The sequence below is a fragment of the Streptomyces sp. NPDC059957 genome, assembly GCF_042730015.1.
Taxonomy (GTDB): domain Bacteria; phylum Actinomycetota; class Actinomycetes; order Streptomycetales; family Streptomycetaceae; genus Streptomyces.
Genome location: NZ_JBHWMB010000050.1, coordinates 1 through 15,197, shown reverse-complemented (window position 1 = coordinate 15,197; position 15,197 = coordinate 1). Strand labels below are relative to the sequence as shown.

Here is a 15,197-nt window from a genome sequence, read left to right as displayed (position 1 = left end):
GCGGGAGGTGGGGTGTCTCAGATGCCGTGCGCGGTCACGAACGCCGTGCGGCGCAGCGCGGCAGCCCGCCCTCGATGTCCGCCACCCGGAGCCGGCGCTGTGCGAGCAGCCGGTCGAGCGCGTCCCGCGCGTCGTCGACGGCCTTCGGCGGGGTCTGCGCCGGGACCTTGGCGGCCAGTTGGCAGAGACCGCGGGCCATGGCCCGGGTCTCCTCGCCGGTCCCGCCCTCGCACGTCCTGGGCCACTCGCGGTCGATGACCATGTGCGCGTACTTCCCGGAGTGGCCGCGCACCTCGGCCTTGGCGGGCCCCGGCATCCGGTCTTCGGTGGTGCAGAGGTCTATCAGCGGGCCTGCCTTCGCGTAGTCGCCCATGCGCGCGACGGCCGGGTCCTGGACGGGACCCACGTCCGGCACCTTGCGGCTGCGTGCCGCGTGGTGGCCGAGTTTCGCGGCGCCCATCGCGATGAGGGCGGCGCATAAGACGGAGAGGACGGCGGCGACAGCCATGGGGCCGGGGACTCCTCAGTGCGGGGCCGACGGGCAGCGTGCGGGGGCCGACGGGCAGCGCGCGCTGCCGGTGATCAACACACTCGGTGATCAACGCCGTGCGCGCGCGCCGGGGCCACCGATGGGGTGACGCATCGCCGTCGGACCGTCACCCGTACGCACCAGGGCGGGGGCTGTCGCCCCGTTCGAGCCGGGCGGGGCGAAGCGCAGTGTTGTGGTGGGGCGAGGTGCGGCCGGGTCCGGTCAGCCCTCGGCGGTCAGCTCCCGCCGGTAGGTCAGCCCTGGGGCGCCGTCCAGGACGGTCTCCCCCACGACCGTGAATCCGGTCCGCCTGAGCACCGCCGCCGAGGCCGCGTTGTCCAGGGTCGCGGACGCGGTGAGGATGCCGAGCCCGTACTCCGTGGCGGCGAGCCGGCAGACCTCCCGGACGGCGGCGGTGGCCGCGCCGCGGCCCGCCGCCCGTTCGCCGATCCGGTAGCCGAGGTCGGCGGTGCCGTCCGCGAGGTCCACCAGGTTGACGCGTCCGATCAGCTCTCCGGCCGTGTCCACCACGAGGTGGAACCGGCACGCGCCGGTGTCCTGTTCCTCGAGCAGGGCGCGATGGCGGGCGGCGAACTCCGCGAAGTACGCGTCCCCGCGGTCAGGTACGGAGCGGGCGAAGTACGCCCGGTTGTCCCGCTCGAAGGCCAGCAGGGCATCCTCGTGGTCGGCCCGCAGGCGTTCGAGTCGCAGCATGCCGGGCAGGATATACAGGCTGCTGGGCCGGGTGCCCGTGAGTTTCCCGAGCTTGCCGGTCGAGGCATCGTGCGAGCGTGTGACGATGAGGTCCCGGCCCGGGGGACGTGGGGCGGCGAGCGACCAAGGGGTGGGATTGAAGGCAGGGACAGTCACCGCGAGCCTCGCGGCGGCCGTGATCGTGACGGCCGGCCTGAGCGGCTGTACGGCCGGCGCCTCCGTGGGCAAGCAGGCGGTGGACGCGGCCGAGTCGTTGGTCGCGACGCTCACGAAGGCCTCCGACGAGGCCTCCAAGGCAGGCTCGGCCGAGGTCGAGATGAGCGTGACGATGCCCAGCACGGGCGGCAAGCCGGTCCAGGTGAACGGCAGGGCCGCGCAGGGCTGACCCTCGCGGCGGCCGGGCAAGGGCGCGGCACGGCACGGCACGGCACGGCACGGCAGGCTGTACGTACCGAACGGTTCGGTTCCTACACTGGCCCGGTACGCACGCCCGCCGGCCCCCCAGGCCCTCCCCCCGCAGGTACGAAGGACTCCCCCATGGAAGCCGAGACGGCGAACACCACCGACGAATTCGGCATCCCGGTCCTCCCCGCCATCCCCGCTTCCTCCGAGGCGGTCCGGCGCAAGCGCCGGGCGATCACCGGCGCGGCCGCCTCGGAGTTCCTCGCCGAGGGGTACGCGGGTGCCTCCATGGACGCGATCACCAGCCGTTCCGGGGTTTCCAAGGCGACGGTCTACAAGCACTTCTCCACCAAGGAGCGACTGTTCCTCGCCGTCGTCGGCGGCCTGCTGCGCGAGACCTGCGCCGGCCTCGAAGCCGACGGCTCCGCCCTCACGGAGACCGCCGATCTGCGCGCCGGCCTGATCGCCTTCACCGGCGACCGGGCCGCACTCCTGCTGCGCCCCGACTTCATGGCGCTGAGCCGCCTGGTGATCGGCGAGACCGACCGTTTCCCTCAGCTCGGCCGGCTCTGGAGCGGGCTCGCCTACGACATGTACGACAAGCCCCTCATCGAGGCCTGCACCGAACTCGCCCGACGCGGAAGGCTCGACCTCCCCGACCCCGTGCTCGCCGTCCGGCAGCTCGTCGCCGCGACCGCCGGCGTCCCGCAGCTGATGCACACCTTCGCCCCCGGCACCGGGACGGACCCGGCGGAGCTGACCCGCGTGGTCACCTCGGGAGTCGACCTCTTCCTCGCCCGCTACGCCGCTTCGCAACCGCCGGAGGCGGGCCGTTCGTCGAGCGGGTGAAGTTTCCCGGAATTTCGCCACGGTGACGGACACCCTGCCACGGACGGTCACCAGCCGGGCACAGACTGCTGCCGAGCGGGCGCCAGTTGGCCCGCCCGTGGAATCGGGGGCGCTGATGGAGGAGTTCGGGCGGCGCCGGTTCCTGGCCCGGGCCGCGGGGGCCGTCGGGGCCGTCGGGGCCGTCGGGGCCGTCGGGATCAAGGCGCTCACCGGTACCACGGCGGCCGCCACCGGCGCGGCGCACGACGCCGCGAGCGCGGCCGGGTACGTGGACGTACAGCTGTTGCACATCACCGACCTGCACGGCTACCTGTCCGCTCCCCCGGCCCGGGATTCCCTCATCACCGGCGCGGGCGGCCGTACGTACGCGGTGGGCGGGGTCGCCTACATGGCCACCCACCTGGCCCGGTTGCGGGCAGGCCGGGCCAACTCCTTCTTCTTCGCGCCGGGCGACCTCTTCTCCGGCTGGGAGTTCCCCGCCTTCACCCTCGCCGACGAGCCGACCATCGAGGCGCTGAACCGGCTCGGTCTGGACTTCGCGACCGCCGGGAACCACGAGTTCGACCGCACGCCCGGATTCCTGCGCCGGCACATGGAGGAGGGGGTTCCCTACGACGGGGCGGGACTGACCAACACCTTCCCGGACTCGAGCGGCGCGCCCTTCCACGGCGCCGACTTCCGCTACTACAGCGCCAACGCCGTGTTCGCGGCGAGCGGGGAGACGGTGCTCCCGCCGTACAACATCGAGTGGGTGGACGCACCGGGCGGGCGGCGGCTGCCCATCGGGTTCATCCACCTGACGGTCGACGGCACCGAGAGGTTCGGGAACTCCTTCCAGCCCGGCCTGACCACCCTGGACCAGCTCGCCGCCGCCGACCTCTGCGCCGCCCGGCTCAAGGCGCTCGGGGTGGGCGCCATCGTGCTGAGCATGCACGACGGGGCGGTGGCGGGCACCGACTTCGATTCCGGCAGCGAACCCAGCGGTCCGGCGTACGAGCTGGCGCTGCGCGTGTCCGCGGACATCGACGCGATCGTCACCGGGCATTGGCACTGCGCCTTCAACATGATGCTCCCGGGGCCGGACGGGCGGCCGCGGCCCTTCGTCGAGGCCGGCTGCCACGGCCAGATCATCGGCGAGATCACCCTGCGGCTCGACGCGGACACCGGTACGGTCGTCCGCGCGCTCACCAGCTCCGTCAACCACCCCAACACCCGCGACGTGGACCCCGATCCGGTGCTGGGGGAGGTCGTCGCCCACTGGGCCGGCTACGCGCAGCGGCGCGGGGCGGGAGTCATCGGACGCCAGCGCGCCTCCTTCCGCCGCCGTCTCTCCCCGGCCGGGGAGTCCACCATGGGCAATCTCGTCGCCGACTGGGCGCTGTGGGCCGCCCGTCAGGCGCCCGACTCCTTCGACACCAGTCCCCGGCCGGCCCGGTCCGGCGCGGACCTGGCGCTCATCGCGGTCGCCCCGCGCGTGGGCCGCAGCGTGATCAACACCGATCTGCTCGCCGGTCCCGCCCTGGACGACCCGGTGAACTTCGAGCGGGCCTGGCGGGCCGTCGGCTACGGATGCCCCCTGGTCAGCGCCGAGGTGAGCGGGCGCCGGCTCCACGAGGCCCTGGAGCAGCAGTGGGCGCTGGACGCCTCCGGCGTGCTGACGTACGCCCCGCTCGCGGTGTCGGACAACGTCCGGTACTCCTTCGACGCGGCGGGGCCCGTCGGGGACCGGGTGGCGCCCGGCGACGTGTTCGTCGACGGTGTCCCGCTGCGGCCGGAGGCCTCGTACCGGGTGGCGACCACCTCGTACACGCTCACCGGGCAGGACGGTTACCCGGCCCTCGGCGATTACCGGGAGCCGGCCCGCCACCGGCGGGACACGGACAGCTTCCCGGCGTACGTCGCGGCCCTCGGCACCCTGGAGGCCGTCTCCACGGGCCGGGTGACGGTGAAGCCCGCCCCGCTCTTCAACCCGCCGGGCAGCGCGGGCCTGCTGGTGACCCCGCCCGAGCCGGTGCCGGGGCTGCCCGCGCCCGTCGCGGCGGAGGAGGAGGCCGCGCGGGACGCGGGACGACGGCCGGTGTGCTGAGCGGACGCCGTCGGGTTCCCGGGCCGCGTCAGGGGCCCAGCGGGAGCGTGGCGACCAGGCGGGCCCCCTTCGCGGAGTCCCGGACGGCGAGCGTGCCGCCGAGGCGCAGGGTGATGTCGCGGGCGATGGCCAGGCCCAGGCCGGTGCCGCCCTCGTCGCGGGCGCGGGCGTCGTCGAGCCGGGTGAAGCGTTCGAAGACCCGCTCGCGGTCGGCGGGCGCGATGCCCGCTCCGTCGTCGGTGACCTCCAGTACGGCCTCGCCACGGGGCTCGTCCATGCGCAGGACGAGGGTGACGTTCTGCTCGGCGTGGCGGTCGGCGTTGTCCAGCAGGTTGGTGACGAGCCGCGACAGCCAGATCGTGCTGCCGCGGACCGCGATCCCGGGGGCGATGTCGGCGTGCACGGGGACGCGGGCGCCCCGGCGCGCACGGGCCGCTTCGCGGACCACCTCCGTGAGGTCGACGGCGGCGGCCGGTGGCGGCTCCGAGGTGTCGAGGCGGGCCAGCAGGAGCAGGTCGGCCGCCAGGTCCTGGAGCCGTACGGTGTCCTCCAGCGCGCCGCTGACCAGTTCGCCCCACAGTTCGGGATCGGGGTGGGCCTGCGCGACCTCCAGCTGGGTGCGGAGCACCGTGATGGGGCTGCGCAGTTCGTGCGAGGCGTCCGCGATGAAACGGCGCTGGCGGATGCCTGCGGCCTCCAGCCGGTCCAGGGTGGCGTTCATGGTGACGGCGAGCCGGGCCACTTCGTCCCGGGTGGGCGGGACGGGCACCCGGCGGTGCAGTTCGCGGTCGCCGATCTCGGCCATCTCGGCGCGGATCGCCTCGACGGGGCGCAGGGCCCAGCCGGTGACCCGCCAGGTGATCAGGGCCACGACCAGGACGAGCAGCGGGACCACGACGGCCAGGACCGCCATGATGGTCGCGTCGGCGGTGTCGACGTCGCGGAGCGAGGTCCCGGCGTAGACGGTGACCAGGCCCTTCTCGGTGACCGTGGTGACCTGCACGACGCGCTGGCGGTGTTCCTCGCGGACCCTGCCGCCCTTCCAGGTGTCGCGGACCGTGCCGGGTGCGACGGGTGGTTCGGGGACGAGGGCGGGGCGGCCGCGGAGGTTGGGGCTGGCCGCGAGGACGCGCCCCCGCGCGTCGACGACCTGGAAGAAGCCGGTCCCGCGGCCCGGAGGCGGTACGAGGTCCAGCTGCCCGGTGGCCGCCAGCGCGGCCACCTTGACGGCCTGCCGTTCGGCATCCTCCTGGGCGCTCATGGTCAGGTTGGTCTCCAGCGCCCCGAGCAGGGCGAAGGAGGCAACTGCGAGGGCCAGCGCCACCACGGCGGACGCGCCGAGGGTGGCCTGGGCGCGGACGGACCTCGGCCGGAGCCGGGAGGCGGCCCGGCGCAGCCGGTGCACGAGCTCGCGCGGGCGGTGGGCCACCGCGCGGGAGCGGTCCCGGCCCTCGTGGGACTTGTGGGACTCGTGGGACTCGTGGGACTCGTAGAGGTCGTACGGCTCGTAGGGCTTGCCGGAGTTGTCGGCGTCGCGGGAGCCAAAGGACCGGTCGGGCTCAGCCACCGTCGGCCGCCAGCCGGTAACCGGCACCCCGGACGGTCTCCACCGCGGCCCGGCCGAAGGGCGCGTCTATCTTCCGGCGCAGGGCGCTGACGTGGACCTCGACGACGTTGAGGTCCCCTTCGTAGGCGGCGTCCCAGACGTGGTCGAGGATGTCCCGTTTGGGTACGACCTCGCCGGCCCGCCGGGCCAGGTGCACCAGGACCGCGAACTCGCGCGCGGTCAGCCGGGCTTCGACGCCGCCGCGCGTGCAGCGCTGCCGGGCCGGGTCGACGAGGAGGTCTCCGAACTCCATGACCTGCGGGCTGCGGCGGCCGGTGCGCCGGATCAGGGCCCGCAGCCGGGCGACGAGGACCACGTAGGAGAAGGGCTTGGAGAGGAAGTCGTCGGCGCCGGTGTCCAGGGCCTCGGCCTCGTCGTACTCGCCGTCCTTGGCAGTGAGCATGAGGATGCCTGACTCGCAGCCGGCCGCGCGCAGCCGGGCGCAGACCCGGTAGCCGTTGAGGCCGGGCAGCATGATGTCGAGCACGATGGCGTCGTAGTCGTGCTCCCCGGCCATCCACAGGCCTTGCGGACCGTCGTGTGCCGTGTCCACAGTGAAGCCCTCGGCCCGCAGACCACGTTGCAGGGCGGCGGCCAGCCGCCGCTCGTCCTCGACCACCAGTACGCGCATGGGGCAAGGTTCTCAGGTCGCGCCGCCGGCTTGCTGAAGGGTTCTTCAGCTCGCTTCAGCGGGGCTTCAGCATCCTGCTCGCAGGATCGGCCGAGCCGGGCACGTCGCCCGGAGAACGCGAGGAGCTTCCAGATGACTCAGTCCAGTCCGCAGCCGCCCGAGTACCCCCCGGCCACTGTTCCCGTCGAGGGCAGCGGCGAGGGCAGCGGCGAGGGCAGCGGCGAGGGTGGCGGCGACCCGGCCGGCAAGGCGGCGGGGCGCGGCGCCCGGATGGCCCGCTTGACCCGGTTCACCCGTGAGGGCCGGGGGCGCTGGGTGGCGCTCGGGCTCGTGGTGGTGGCCTCCGCCGGCGCGGGGGGCGCGGTGGTGGCCGTGGCGGACCACGATCACGACGTCCGCCGCACGCGCGCGGAGCGGATGTGGGACCGGTTCGACGTCGTGCGGGAGGGGGGCGGCGAGATGACGGCTCCACTTCCCGCGCGCCCCGGGAAGCCGGGCGAGCCCGGCAAGCCCGGCCTGCGGGGCCAGAAGGGCGAGCGGGGGGTCTTCCCGCCGGACGGACTGGTACGGCAGGGGCTGCCCGACGGCGAGGAGGGGTTCGTCGTGGACGGGCCCGACCGGTCCCCCGTACCGCTGCCCGCGCTGCCGGCGGCCCAGGCCCTGGAGAAGGCGGAGGCCGCCGTGCCCGGCGGCAAGGCCGAGGCCCTGCGCGTGGTCGCCCAGGAGGGCGGCGGGAGCGCCTGGCGCGTCGTGGTCCTCGGCTCCGACGGGGTCCGGCACGCGGTGACCCTGGCCGGCGCCGACGGCACGGTCACGAGCAACACGGTCGTGGGGAAGGGCGCCGGGACGGCCCGCTGACCGGGTACGGGCGCACGCCCGGAGTCCCGTACCGCGACGACAGCGACGGCGACAGCGGTACGGGGCACCGGAGCGGCCGTCCGCGAGCGGCGGACCCCTCCTCAGGAGGGGAGGCCCAGCAGCCGGGCCGCGGTCTCCCGCATCTCGACCTTGCGGATCTTGCCGGTCACCGTCATGGGGAACTCCTCCACGACGTGGACGTAGCGCGGAATCTTGAAGTGGGCCAGCCGGCCGGCGCAGTACGCGCGCACGGCCGCCGCGGTCAGCGGCTCGGCGCCCTCGCGCATCCGGACCCACGCCATGAGCTCCTCTCCGTACTTGGGGTCGGGCACGCCGATGACCTGGACGTCCATGACGTCGGGGTGGGCGTGCAGGAACTCCTCGATCTCGCGCGGGTACAGGTTCTCGCCGCCGCGGATCACCATGTCCTTGATCCGCCCGGTGATGCTCAGGTACCCGTCCCCGTCCATGACGGCGAGGTCTCCGGTGTGCATCCAGCGGGCCGCGTCGACGGCCTCCGCGGTCCGCTCGGGCTGGTCCCAGTAGCCGAGCATGACCGAGTAGCCCCGGGTGCACAGTTCGCCCGGTTCGCCTCGCGGGACGGTCACGCCGGTGGCCGGGTCGACGACCTTGACCTCCAGGTGCGGTCCGACGCGGCCCACGGTGGAGACGCGACGCTCCACCGAGTCGCCCACGCGGGTCTGGGTGGAGACCGGCGAGGTCTCCGTCATGCCGTAGCAGATGGACACCTCGCGCATGCCCATCCCGTCGATGACCTCCTTCATCACCTCGACCGGGCAGGGCGAGCCCGCCATGATGCCCGTGCGCAGGCTCGAGAGGTCGTAGGTCTCGAAGTCCGGGTGGGCCAGCTCGGCGATGAACATGGTGGGGACCCCGTAGAGCGACGTGCAGGCCTCCGCCTCGACGGCGGCCAGGGTGGCTCCGGGGTCGAAGGCGGGTGCGGGGATGACCATGGCCGCGCCGTGGCTGGTACAGGCCAGGTTCCCCATGACCATGCCGAAGCAGTGGTAGAAGGGCACCGGAATGCAGACCCGGTCCTGTTCGGTGTAGCGGCACGACTCGCCCACGAAGTAGGCGTTGTTCAGGATGTTGTGGTGCGAGAGGGTCGCCCCCTTGGGGAAGCCGGTCGTCCCCGAGGTGTACTGGATGTTCACGGCGTCGTCCGGGCTCAGCGCGGCCTGGGCGCGCAGCAGTTCGGTCCGGTCGGCGCGGCGGCCGCGTTCCGGGAGGGAGTTCCAGAGCGGGCCGTCCAGCAGGGCGGTGAACTCCAGTGCCGGACAGCGCGGCCCGACCTCCTCGATCATGGCCGCGTAGTCGGAGCTCTTGAACCGGTCCGCCGCGACGAGCAGCCGGATCCCGGACTGGCGCAGGACGTACTCCAGCTCGTGGGAGCGGTAGGCCGGGTTCACGGTGACGAGGACCGCGCCGATCCGGGCGGTCGCGTACTGCACCAGCGTCCACTCGGGGCGGTTGGGGGCCCAGATGCCGACCCGGTCCCCCTTGGCGATCCCGAGGTCCAGCAGGCCCAGCGCGAGGTCGTCCACATCGGCGGCGAACTCCGCGTACGTCCACCGGCGCCCTGAGGCCATGTCGACGAGGGCGTCGCGGCCGGGGAACCTGCGGACGGTGCGGTCGAGGTTCTCGCCGATGGTGTCGCCCAGCAGCGGCACCTCACAAGCCCCGGACGCGTAACTCGGCTCGACGGACGGCACATGGACCCCCTGGGCTCGGTGGCGGGCTCCGGGGCCCCTTCGCTCCGGCGCCCCCTCATGATCCACGCGTCCCGCGGCCGGGGCCAGACCGCGGTGGGGCCCGGTGCGGCGGCCCCCGAGTGGGCTGCTCGGAGGCCCCGTGATCACGGCCGGCGGGTGACCGGAGCCTTCGCTCCAGGCCACCCGCCCGGGTGCACCGTACGCCCTGTGCCCTACGCCGGGAGGGCCAGCAGGAGCAGGGGGCTGGTCGTCGGCTGCGCCGATCCCCCGGCGGGCTCCAGCGTCAGGCCGACCGCCGTGGCCTTGCCGAGGCCGCCGTCCAGCACGGCCGCCCCGTCGCCGGCGAGGAAGCCGGCGGGGCGCATCGTGCCGCCTTCGGCGAGCCAGAGCTGGTACGTGCGCCCCTCCCCGGGGGCCGGCAGCCGGTCGGCGAGGAACACCGCCCGGTCCCGGGCCGCGGAGGTGATCACCGTCGCGGCGGCTCCGCCGCTGGTACGGCCGTGGACGGTACGGGCGTCCGGGGCCGTCACCACGGCCCGCAGCTCCTGGCTGCGCGCCTCGGCCTGCCGGGCCTCCTGCCGGGCCCGGTCCGCCTGCCCGCTCTCGTGGAGCGCGGCGCCGCCGAAGAGCGCCGCCCCGACGAGGGAAGCGGCGACGACGAAGGCTCCGGCCTTGCGCGGGAGCCGGTCCAGGAATCCGGCAGCCCGGCGGACGCCGACCCTCGGGGGGAGCTGGCGGACGGTCTCGATGCGGGCGAGGACCTCAGCCTTCAGCTGCGGCGGGGGCACGAGCGCCACTGCGGAGGCCAGCCTGCCGGCCGTGGCGGAGAACTCCGCCACGTCCCCGGAGCACGGCGCGCAGCGGGTCAAGTGCCGGGAGAAGGCCTCCTGTTCACCCGGACCGAGCGCGTCCAGTACGTAGGCCGCGGTGAGGGTGTGCAGTTCTTCGTCGTGCTTCACGTGGTCACCCCCATGCAGTCGCGCAGGCGGATCAATCCGTCGCGCATCCGGGTCTTGATCGTGGGAAGAGGAGTCTGAAGGGTCTCGGCGACCTCACGGTAGGTCAGCCCCTGGTAGTAGGCGAGGGTGACGGCCTGACGCTGGAGGTCGGTCAGCCGGCGCAGGCAGCGTTTGACCTGATCGCGTTCGAGCCGGGTCTCCACCTGTTCGCTCACCTCGTCGAAGGGACGTTCCTGACCGCGTACGCCCACGTCGTGCTCGCGGGTGGCCGAGGCCTGGGCGGAACGGACGCGGTCCACCGCCCGGCGGTGGGCGATCGTGGCCACCCAGGCCATGACGCTCCCCTGGTCGGGGCGGTAGCGGGCGGCCTGCCGCCACACGTCGATCATCACCTCCTGGGCGACCTCCTCCGACTGTGCGCGGTCGCGCACCACCTTGACGGCGATGCCGAAGACGGTTCCGGCCACGGCGTCGTACAGCGCGGAGAACGCGTCCTGGTCTCCCTGCGCGACGCGCGCCATCAGATCGGCGAGTTCGGCCGCGGCCGATCCGGGACCGGTGCCGGGTCCGGGTCCTGGGCCGCTGCCCGGGCCCGGTCCGGGGAAGTGCAGCTTCTCGGGGTTCACCTGGGCACCCCCCGTGTACGGCCGGGCCCGGGCGGGCACGCCGGGGCCGCGAGCGGTGCTCGCCGGTCCATCCATCGCATGAACGATCCTTCGTGGCAGGCGCACCCGTTCCCCGTCCGCCGAGGTCGCGGTGCGCGCCGGGTCCTTGCTGTCTCACCCTGTCTTCGGAGCCGGTCCGCGCGCGGATTGGCCGACATACACGCGAAAGGGCATCCGTTCGGGGGAACCGGCACGCCGGGACCAAACCGCTCCGGGGGGCCGGGCCGAAGGAGGGCTGCGGGTCCGCTCCAGGGCCCGCCGCGCGGCGGGTCACGGGGCCGAGCCCCGGAATCCGCCGCCGCACAGCCGGCAAGGAGATCTGTCGTGTCGCGTGTCCTCAAGAGTGCCGCACTCGCCCTCGCTTCGGGTGCCCTTCTCGTAGGCGGGGCCTCGGTGGCCTCGGCCGACGCCGGAGCCCAGGGCCTCGCCGCCCACTCCCCGGGGGTCGGATCGGGCAACCTGATCCAGATCCCCATCCACATCCCGATCAACGCGTGCGGGAACTCGATCAGCGTGATCGGTCTCCTCAACCCCGCGTTCGGCAACACCTGCGTCAACGCCTGACGGGTCGCACGGACCGCAGTCTCCGGCCCGCCACCGGCTACGGGGCGGCGGCGGGCCGGTGGTCCTGCGGACCGGCGGGGAGTGGGTCGCCACTCTTGAGCGCCGCCGGGCCCCGCGGGACCCGCGCGGGCGGTGGCCGTCGGCGCCACCGCCCGCGTGCGCGGGCCTTGCGGAGCGAGGCCGTACGGAGCCAGGCCCTGGCGACCCGCACACAAAGGTCAACACACCGACGGATCTTCACTTGATCGGATGACCGGCCCATCCGCGAACGGTCCGGCGCCGAATGAGAGTCGTGAGCATCAACCGAAGGACAGTCGAGCGCGGCGCCCTCGCCGCGGCGAGCGGCCTGCCGGCGGGATACGCGGCACTGGCCGCGGCCGAGCTGACCGCGTCCCTGGTGCGACCGCAGGCGGGGCCGGTCACGGTGATCGGCGGGGCGGCCATCGACCGCACTCCGGCGGCGCTCAAGGACTTCGCCATCCGGACCTTCGGCGAGAACGACAAGCTGGTCCTCCAACTCGGCATCCTGGCCACCATCGGCGTCCTGGCGGCCCTGCTGGGGATGTTCGCGCTGCGCCACCGCCGTACGGGGGCGGCCGGCGTACTGGCCTTCGGCATCCTCGGCGCGGCTGCGGCCCTGACCCGGCCCGACGCGGCCGGGGCGGCGGACGCACTGCCCTCGCTGGTGGGGGCCGCGGCCGGGTCGCTGGTGCTGTACCTGCTGGTGGGAAAGGTGGGCGGCCCCGCCACCCGGCCCGCCGGAGGGGACAGCGCACCAGTGGAGACGTCGGCGAGCGGCTCGGACGACGTGCCCGCCGCCTGGAACCGCCGGGGCTTCCTCCTCGCGGCCGGCATCACCGCGGCCGCCTCCACCGGCGCGGGCGCCCTCGGCCGGGCCCTGACCGGCCGGCGCGGCCAGGGCGCCACCGCCTCCCGCGCCGCCGTACGCCTGCCCGCTCCCGCTTCGCCGGCCCCGCCGATCCCGGCCGGGGCGGCCCTGCGGATTCCCGGGGTCAGCGCCTTCACCACACCGAACAAGGAGTTCTACCGTGTCGACACCGCGCTCGTGGTACCCAAGGTGGACGCCGACACCTGGCGGCTGCGCATCCACGGCACGGGCGTCCCCCGCCCGCGCTCCTACTCCTACGCCGAGCTCCTCCAACGCCCCCTGATCGAACGCGACATCACCCTCACCTGCGTGTCGAACGAGGTCGGCGGCCCCTACGCGGGCTCCGCGTGCTGGCTCGGCGTACGCCTGTCGGACCTGTTGCGCGAGGCGGGTGTCCGGGCGCCCTCGCGAGGCGGCCGGGCCGACCAGTTGATCGCGCGGTCCGTGGACGGGATGACGCTGGGCACCCCCGTCGAGGAGGTCATGGACGGCCGGGACGCGATGCTGGCCGTCGGCATGAACGGCGAGGCGCTCCCCTTCGAGCACGGCTTCCCGGTCCGGATGGTCGTACCCGGTCTGTACGGCTACGTCTCCGCCTGCAAGTGGATCCGGGAGATCGAGCTCACCACCTTCGCCTCCTACGACCCGTACTGGGTCAAGCGCGGTTGGGCCCGCCGGGCACCGATCAAGACGCAGTCCCGGATCGACACCCCCAAGCCCTTCGCCCGGATCCCGGCCGGGACCGTGACGGTGGCCGGGGTGGCGTGGGCCCAGCACCGCGGCATCGAGCGGGTCGAGGTCCAGGTCGACGACGGGCCGTGGCAGGAGGCCTCGCTCGCGGCGCAGGCCACCACCGACACCTGGCGCCAGTGGTCCTTCGACTGGAAGGCCGCGCCGGGTGGCCACCGCCTGACCGTCCGCGCCACGGACGGCCGGGGCGAGGTCCAGACCGAGCTGCGGACCCGGACCATCCCGGACGGCGCGAGCGGCCGGCACGGCGTGTTCGTCACGGTCGCCTGACCGAAGGAACCCCGGCCACACACCAGTTCAGCCCCCTTCGCGCTACTTCACACACTTTCCCCCTCCCCTTCCCCTCCGTACGCGTAAATCACCAACTCATTCTCTGGAGAACACCATGAACGCCCTTCGTTTCCGCCGTACCGCCCTCGCCGTCGCCACGGCAGCCGTACTGCCCTTCGCGCTGGCCGCCTGCTCCGAATCGGACTCCGGCAAGGACGCGGCCGCCGGCGCCGTAGCCGAAGCGAGTGCGGACGCCTCCTCCCCGGCCGCGGACGCCTCGGCTCCGACGACGGCGGACGGGCCCTTCGGCGCCGCGTGCGCCGGTGTCCCGAAGGAGGGCGCGGGCAGCTTCGACGGCATGGCCAAGGACCCGGTCGCGACCGCCGCGTCCAACAACCCCGCGCTGTCCACCCTGGTGGCGGCCGTCAAGCAGGCCGGGCTCGTCGACACGCTCAACAACGCCAAGGACATCACGGTGTTCGCGCCGACCAACGACGCCTTCGCCAAGATCCCGAAGGCCGACCTCGACAAGGTCCTCGCCGACAAGGCCACGCTGACCAAGATCCTCACCTACCACGTGGTCGGCGAGAAGCTGACGCCGAAGCAGCTCGAGAACGGCTCCTTCGCCACGCTCGAGACGGGCAAGGTGACCACCACCGGCTCGGGCGAGTCCTACAAGGTCAACGGCACGTCCAACGTGGTCTGCGGCAACGTCCCGACCGCGAACGCCACCGTCTACATCGTGGACACCGTCCTGATGCCGAAGTAGCAGCGGTCGCGGCCCACCGGTGACCCGCACGGTCGCCGGTCGTTGTAGAAGCGGTCAGCGAAGTGGCCCCGGAGTCCCGGACCCGTCCTCAGGGTCCGGGACTCCATGCTGTGTTTACGGGTCCGTCACTTGTTGGGCACATGTGACAACGGATTGGACAAGTGGCCGATGTTACTAACACGATGGCCCCCGCAAGTTCGCGGCTGCGCAGGGGGGCAACCCGCTCTTTCACGTCCCTCCGGCGGGCCGCTCGTCCCCGTCACACCCTGGAGAGACTTCGCCATGAGCTTCGGCGACCCGAACAACCCCTACGGCCAGCAGCAGCCCCCGCAGGGTCAGCCCGGCTACCCGCAGCAGGCACCTCAGGGTGTCCCCCCGCAGTACGGCTACCCGCAGCAGCCCGTGGGCGGCGTCCCCCCGCAGCAGCCGTACGGCGCGTACCCGCCGGCCGGCATGCCGCCCATGCCCGGCACCGGAATGCCGCCGCTGGCGCACTGGGGCCTGCGCTTCGGCGGGACCCTCCTCGACGGTCTGATCACCGTGGGACCGATGTACGCCCTCGGCTTCATCGACCTCGCCATGAGCGATGACGCGGGCGCCTCCGGGCCGGGCGTCTTCTTCATGATCGGCATCCTCTACGCCTTCGGCATGAGCATCTTCAACCTCTACAAGGAAGGCGCGACCGGCCAGTCGATCGGCAAGAAGATCGTCGGGATCAGCGTGCGCCGCGAGGCCGACGGCAACGTCCTCGGCTTCGGCATGGCCTTCGTCCGCAAGCTCGCGCACTTCCTCGACAGCATCTCCTGCTACATCGGCTACCTGTGGCCGCTGTGGGACGAGAAGAAGCAGACCTTCGCCGACAAGGTGTGCAGCACCGTCGTCATCGTGGTGCCCAAGGGCTGATACGGCCCTGCGTCGGGGCC

The 15,197-nt window shown here is 73.4% G+C and carries 15 protein-coding genes; 8 read left to right on the top strand and 7 right to left on the bottom strand.

What is annotated here, in order from left to right; translation table 11 throughout:
• Window positions 1-34 precede the first annotated feature (34 nt).
• Window positions 35-508 carry a hypothetical protein gene (locus ACFWBW_RS28375; RefSeq protein WP_385378015.1) on the bottom strand — a complete coding sequence of 158 codons (474 nt, stop codon included), beginning with the start codon at window positions 506-508 and terminating at the stop codon, window positions 35-37.
• Window positions 509-751: 243 nt separating this feature from the next.
• The gene (locus tag ACFWBW_RS28370) at window positions 752-1,243 is read right to left on the bottom strand and encodes a GNAT family N-acetyltransferase (protein ID WP_385378012.1); all 492 of its coding nucleotides are present in this window, start codon (window positions 1,241-1,243) and stop codon (window positions 752-754) included.
• A gap of 136 nt (window positions 1,244-1,379) precedes the next feature.
• Here ACFWBW_RS28370 and ACFWBW_RS28365 point away from each other — a divergent pair, with 136 nt between their 5' ends.
• The 3 genes from ACFWBW_RS28365 to ACFWBW_RS28355 all read left to right on the top strand — a co-directional run bounded on the left by ACFWBW_RS28365 (window position 1,380) and on the right by ACFWBW_RS28355 (window position 4,580).
• Window positions 1,380-1,628, top strand: a complete 249-nt coding sequence (locus ACFWBW_RS28365; RefSeq protein WP_385378009.1) for a hypothetical protein — start codon at window positions 1,380-1,382, stop codon at window positions 1,626-1,628.
• Window positions 1,629-1,780: 152 nt separating this feature from the next.
• On the top strand, window positions 1,781-2,494 hold the full coding sequence (locus ACFWBW_RS28360; RefSeq protein ID WP_385378006.1) for a TetR/AcrR family transcriptional regulator: 714 nt from the start codon (window positions 1,781-1,783) through the stop codon (window positions 2,492-2,494).
• Between the two features lie 22 nt (window positions 2,495-2,516).
• On the top strand, window positions 2,517-4,580 hold the full coding sequence (locus ACFWBW_RS28355; protein ID WP_385378003.1) for a bifunctional metallophosphatase/5'-nucleotidase: 2,064 nt from the start codon (window positions 2,517-2,519) through the stop codon (window positions 4,578-4,580).
• Window positions 4,581-4,608: 28 nt separating this feature from the next.
• Here ACFWBW_RS28355 and ACFWBW_RS28350 read toward each other — a convergent pair whose 3' ends face one another.
• Together ACFWBW_RS28350 and ACFWBW_RS28345 are read right to left on the bottom strand one after the other, a co-directional pair.
• On the bottom strand, window positions 4,609-5,976 hold the full coding sequence (locus ACFWBW_RS28350) for a sensor histidine kinase (protein WP_385378150.1): 1,368 nt from the start codon (window positions 5,974-5,976) through the stop codon (window positions 4,609-4,611).
• Between the two features lie 163 nt (window positions 5,977-6,139).
• On the bottom strand, window positions 6,140-6,817 hold the full coding sequence (locus tag ACFWBW_RS28345) for a response regulator transcription factor (protein ID WP_267815321.1): 678 nt from the start codon (window positions 6,815-6,817) through the stop codon (window positions 6,140-6,142).
• 132 nt (window positions 6,818-6,949) lie between these two features.
• Between ACFWBW_RS28345 and ACFWBW_RS28340 the strand changes: the two genes are divergently transcribed.
• Window positions 6,950-7,675, top strand: coding sequence for a PepSY domain-containing protein (locus ACFWBW_RS28340; protein ID WP_385377999.1), 726 nt, complete (start codon window positions 6,950-6,952; stop codon window positions 7,673-7,675).
• Between the two features lie 101 nt (window positions 7,676-7,776).
• Here the strand turns inward: ACFWBW_RS28340 and ACFWBW_RS28335 are convergent, their stop codons facing one another.
• The 3 genes from ACFWBW_RS28335 to sigK all read right to left on the bottom strand — a co-directional run bounded on the left by ACFWBW_RS28335 (window position 7,777) and on the right by sigK (window position 10,888).
• A complete protein-coding gene (locus ACFWBW_RS28335; RefSeq protein ID WP_385377996.1) occupies window positions 7,777-9,408 on the bottom strand; it encodes an AMP-binding protein in 1,632 nt (543 codons plus the stop codon).
• Between the two features lie 212 nt (window positions 9,409-9,620).
• Window positions 9,621-10,367, bottom strand: a complete 747-nt coding sequence (locus ACFWBW_RS28330) for an anti-sigma factor domain-containing protein (RefSeq protein ID WP_385377993.1) — start codon at window positions 10,365-10,367, stop codon at window positions 9,621-9,623.
• Window positions 10,364-10,888, bottom strand: coding sequence for an ECF RNA polymerase sigma factor SigK (sigK, locus tag ACFWBW_RS28325; protein WP_385378147.1), 525 nt, complete (start codon window positions 10,886-10,888; stop codon window positions 10,364-10,366). Before sigK ends, ACFWBW_RS28330 begins: the two co-directional genes overlap by 4 nt.
• A gap of 468 nt (window positions 10,889-11,356) precedes the next feature.
• On the opposite strand from sigK, the gene ACFWBW_RS28320 reads away from it, so the two are divergent.
• The 4 genes from ACFWBW_RS28320 to ACFWBW_RS28305 all read left to right on the top strand — a co-directional run bounded on the left by ACFWBW_RS28320 (window position 11,357) and on the right by ACFWBW_RS28305 (window position 15,177).
• Complete coding sequence (locus ACFWBW_RS28320; protein ID WP_385377990.1) at window positions 11,357-11,596, top strand: chaplin; 240 nt, start codon at window positions 11,357-11,359, stop codon at window positions 11,594-11,596.
• A gap of 283 nt (window positions 11,597-11,879) precedes the next feature.
• The gene (locus tag ACFWBW_RS28315) at window positions 11,880-13,505 is read left to right on the top strand and encodes a molybdopterin-dependent oxidoreductase (RefSeq protein WP_385377987.1); all 1,626 of its coding nucleotides are present in this window, start codon (window positions 11,880-11,882) and stop codon (window positions 13,503-13,505) included.
• 115 nt (window positions 13,506-13,620) lie between these two features.
• Window positions 13,621-14,274 carry a fasciclin domain-containing protein gene (locus tag ACFWBW_RS28310; protein WP_385377984.1) on the top strand — a complete coding sequence of 218 codons (654 nt, stop codon included), beginning with the start codon at window positions 13,621-13,623 and terminating at the stop codon, window positions 14,272-14,274.
• A gap of 282 nt (window positions 14,275-14,556) precedes the next feature.
• Window positions 14,557-15,177 (top strand): RDD family protein, encoded by a 621-nt coding sequence (locus tag ACFWBW_RS28305; RefSeq protein ID WP_385377981.1) that lies wholly within the window; start codon window positions 14,557-14,559, stop codon window positions 15,175-15,177.
• The last annotated feature ends 20 nt before the right edge of the window (window positions 15,178-15,197 follow it).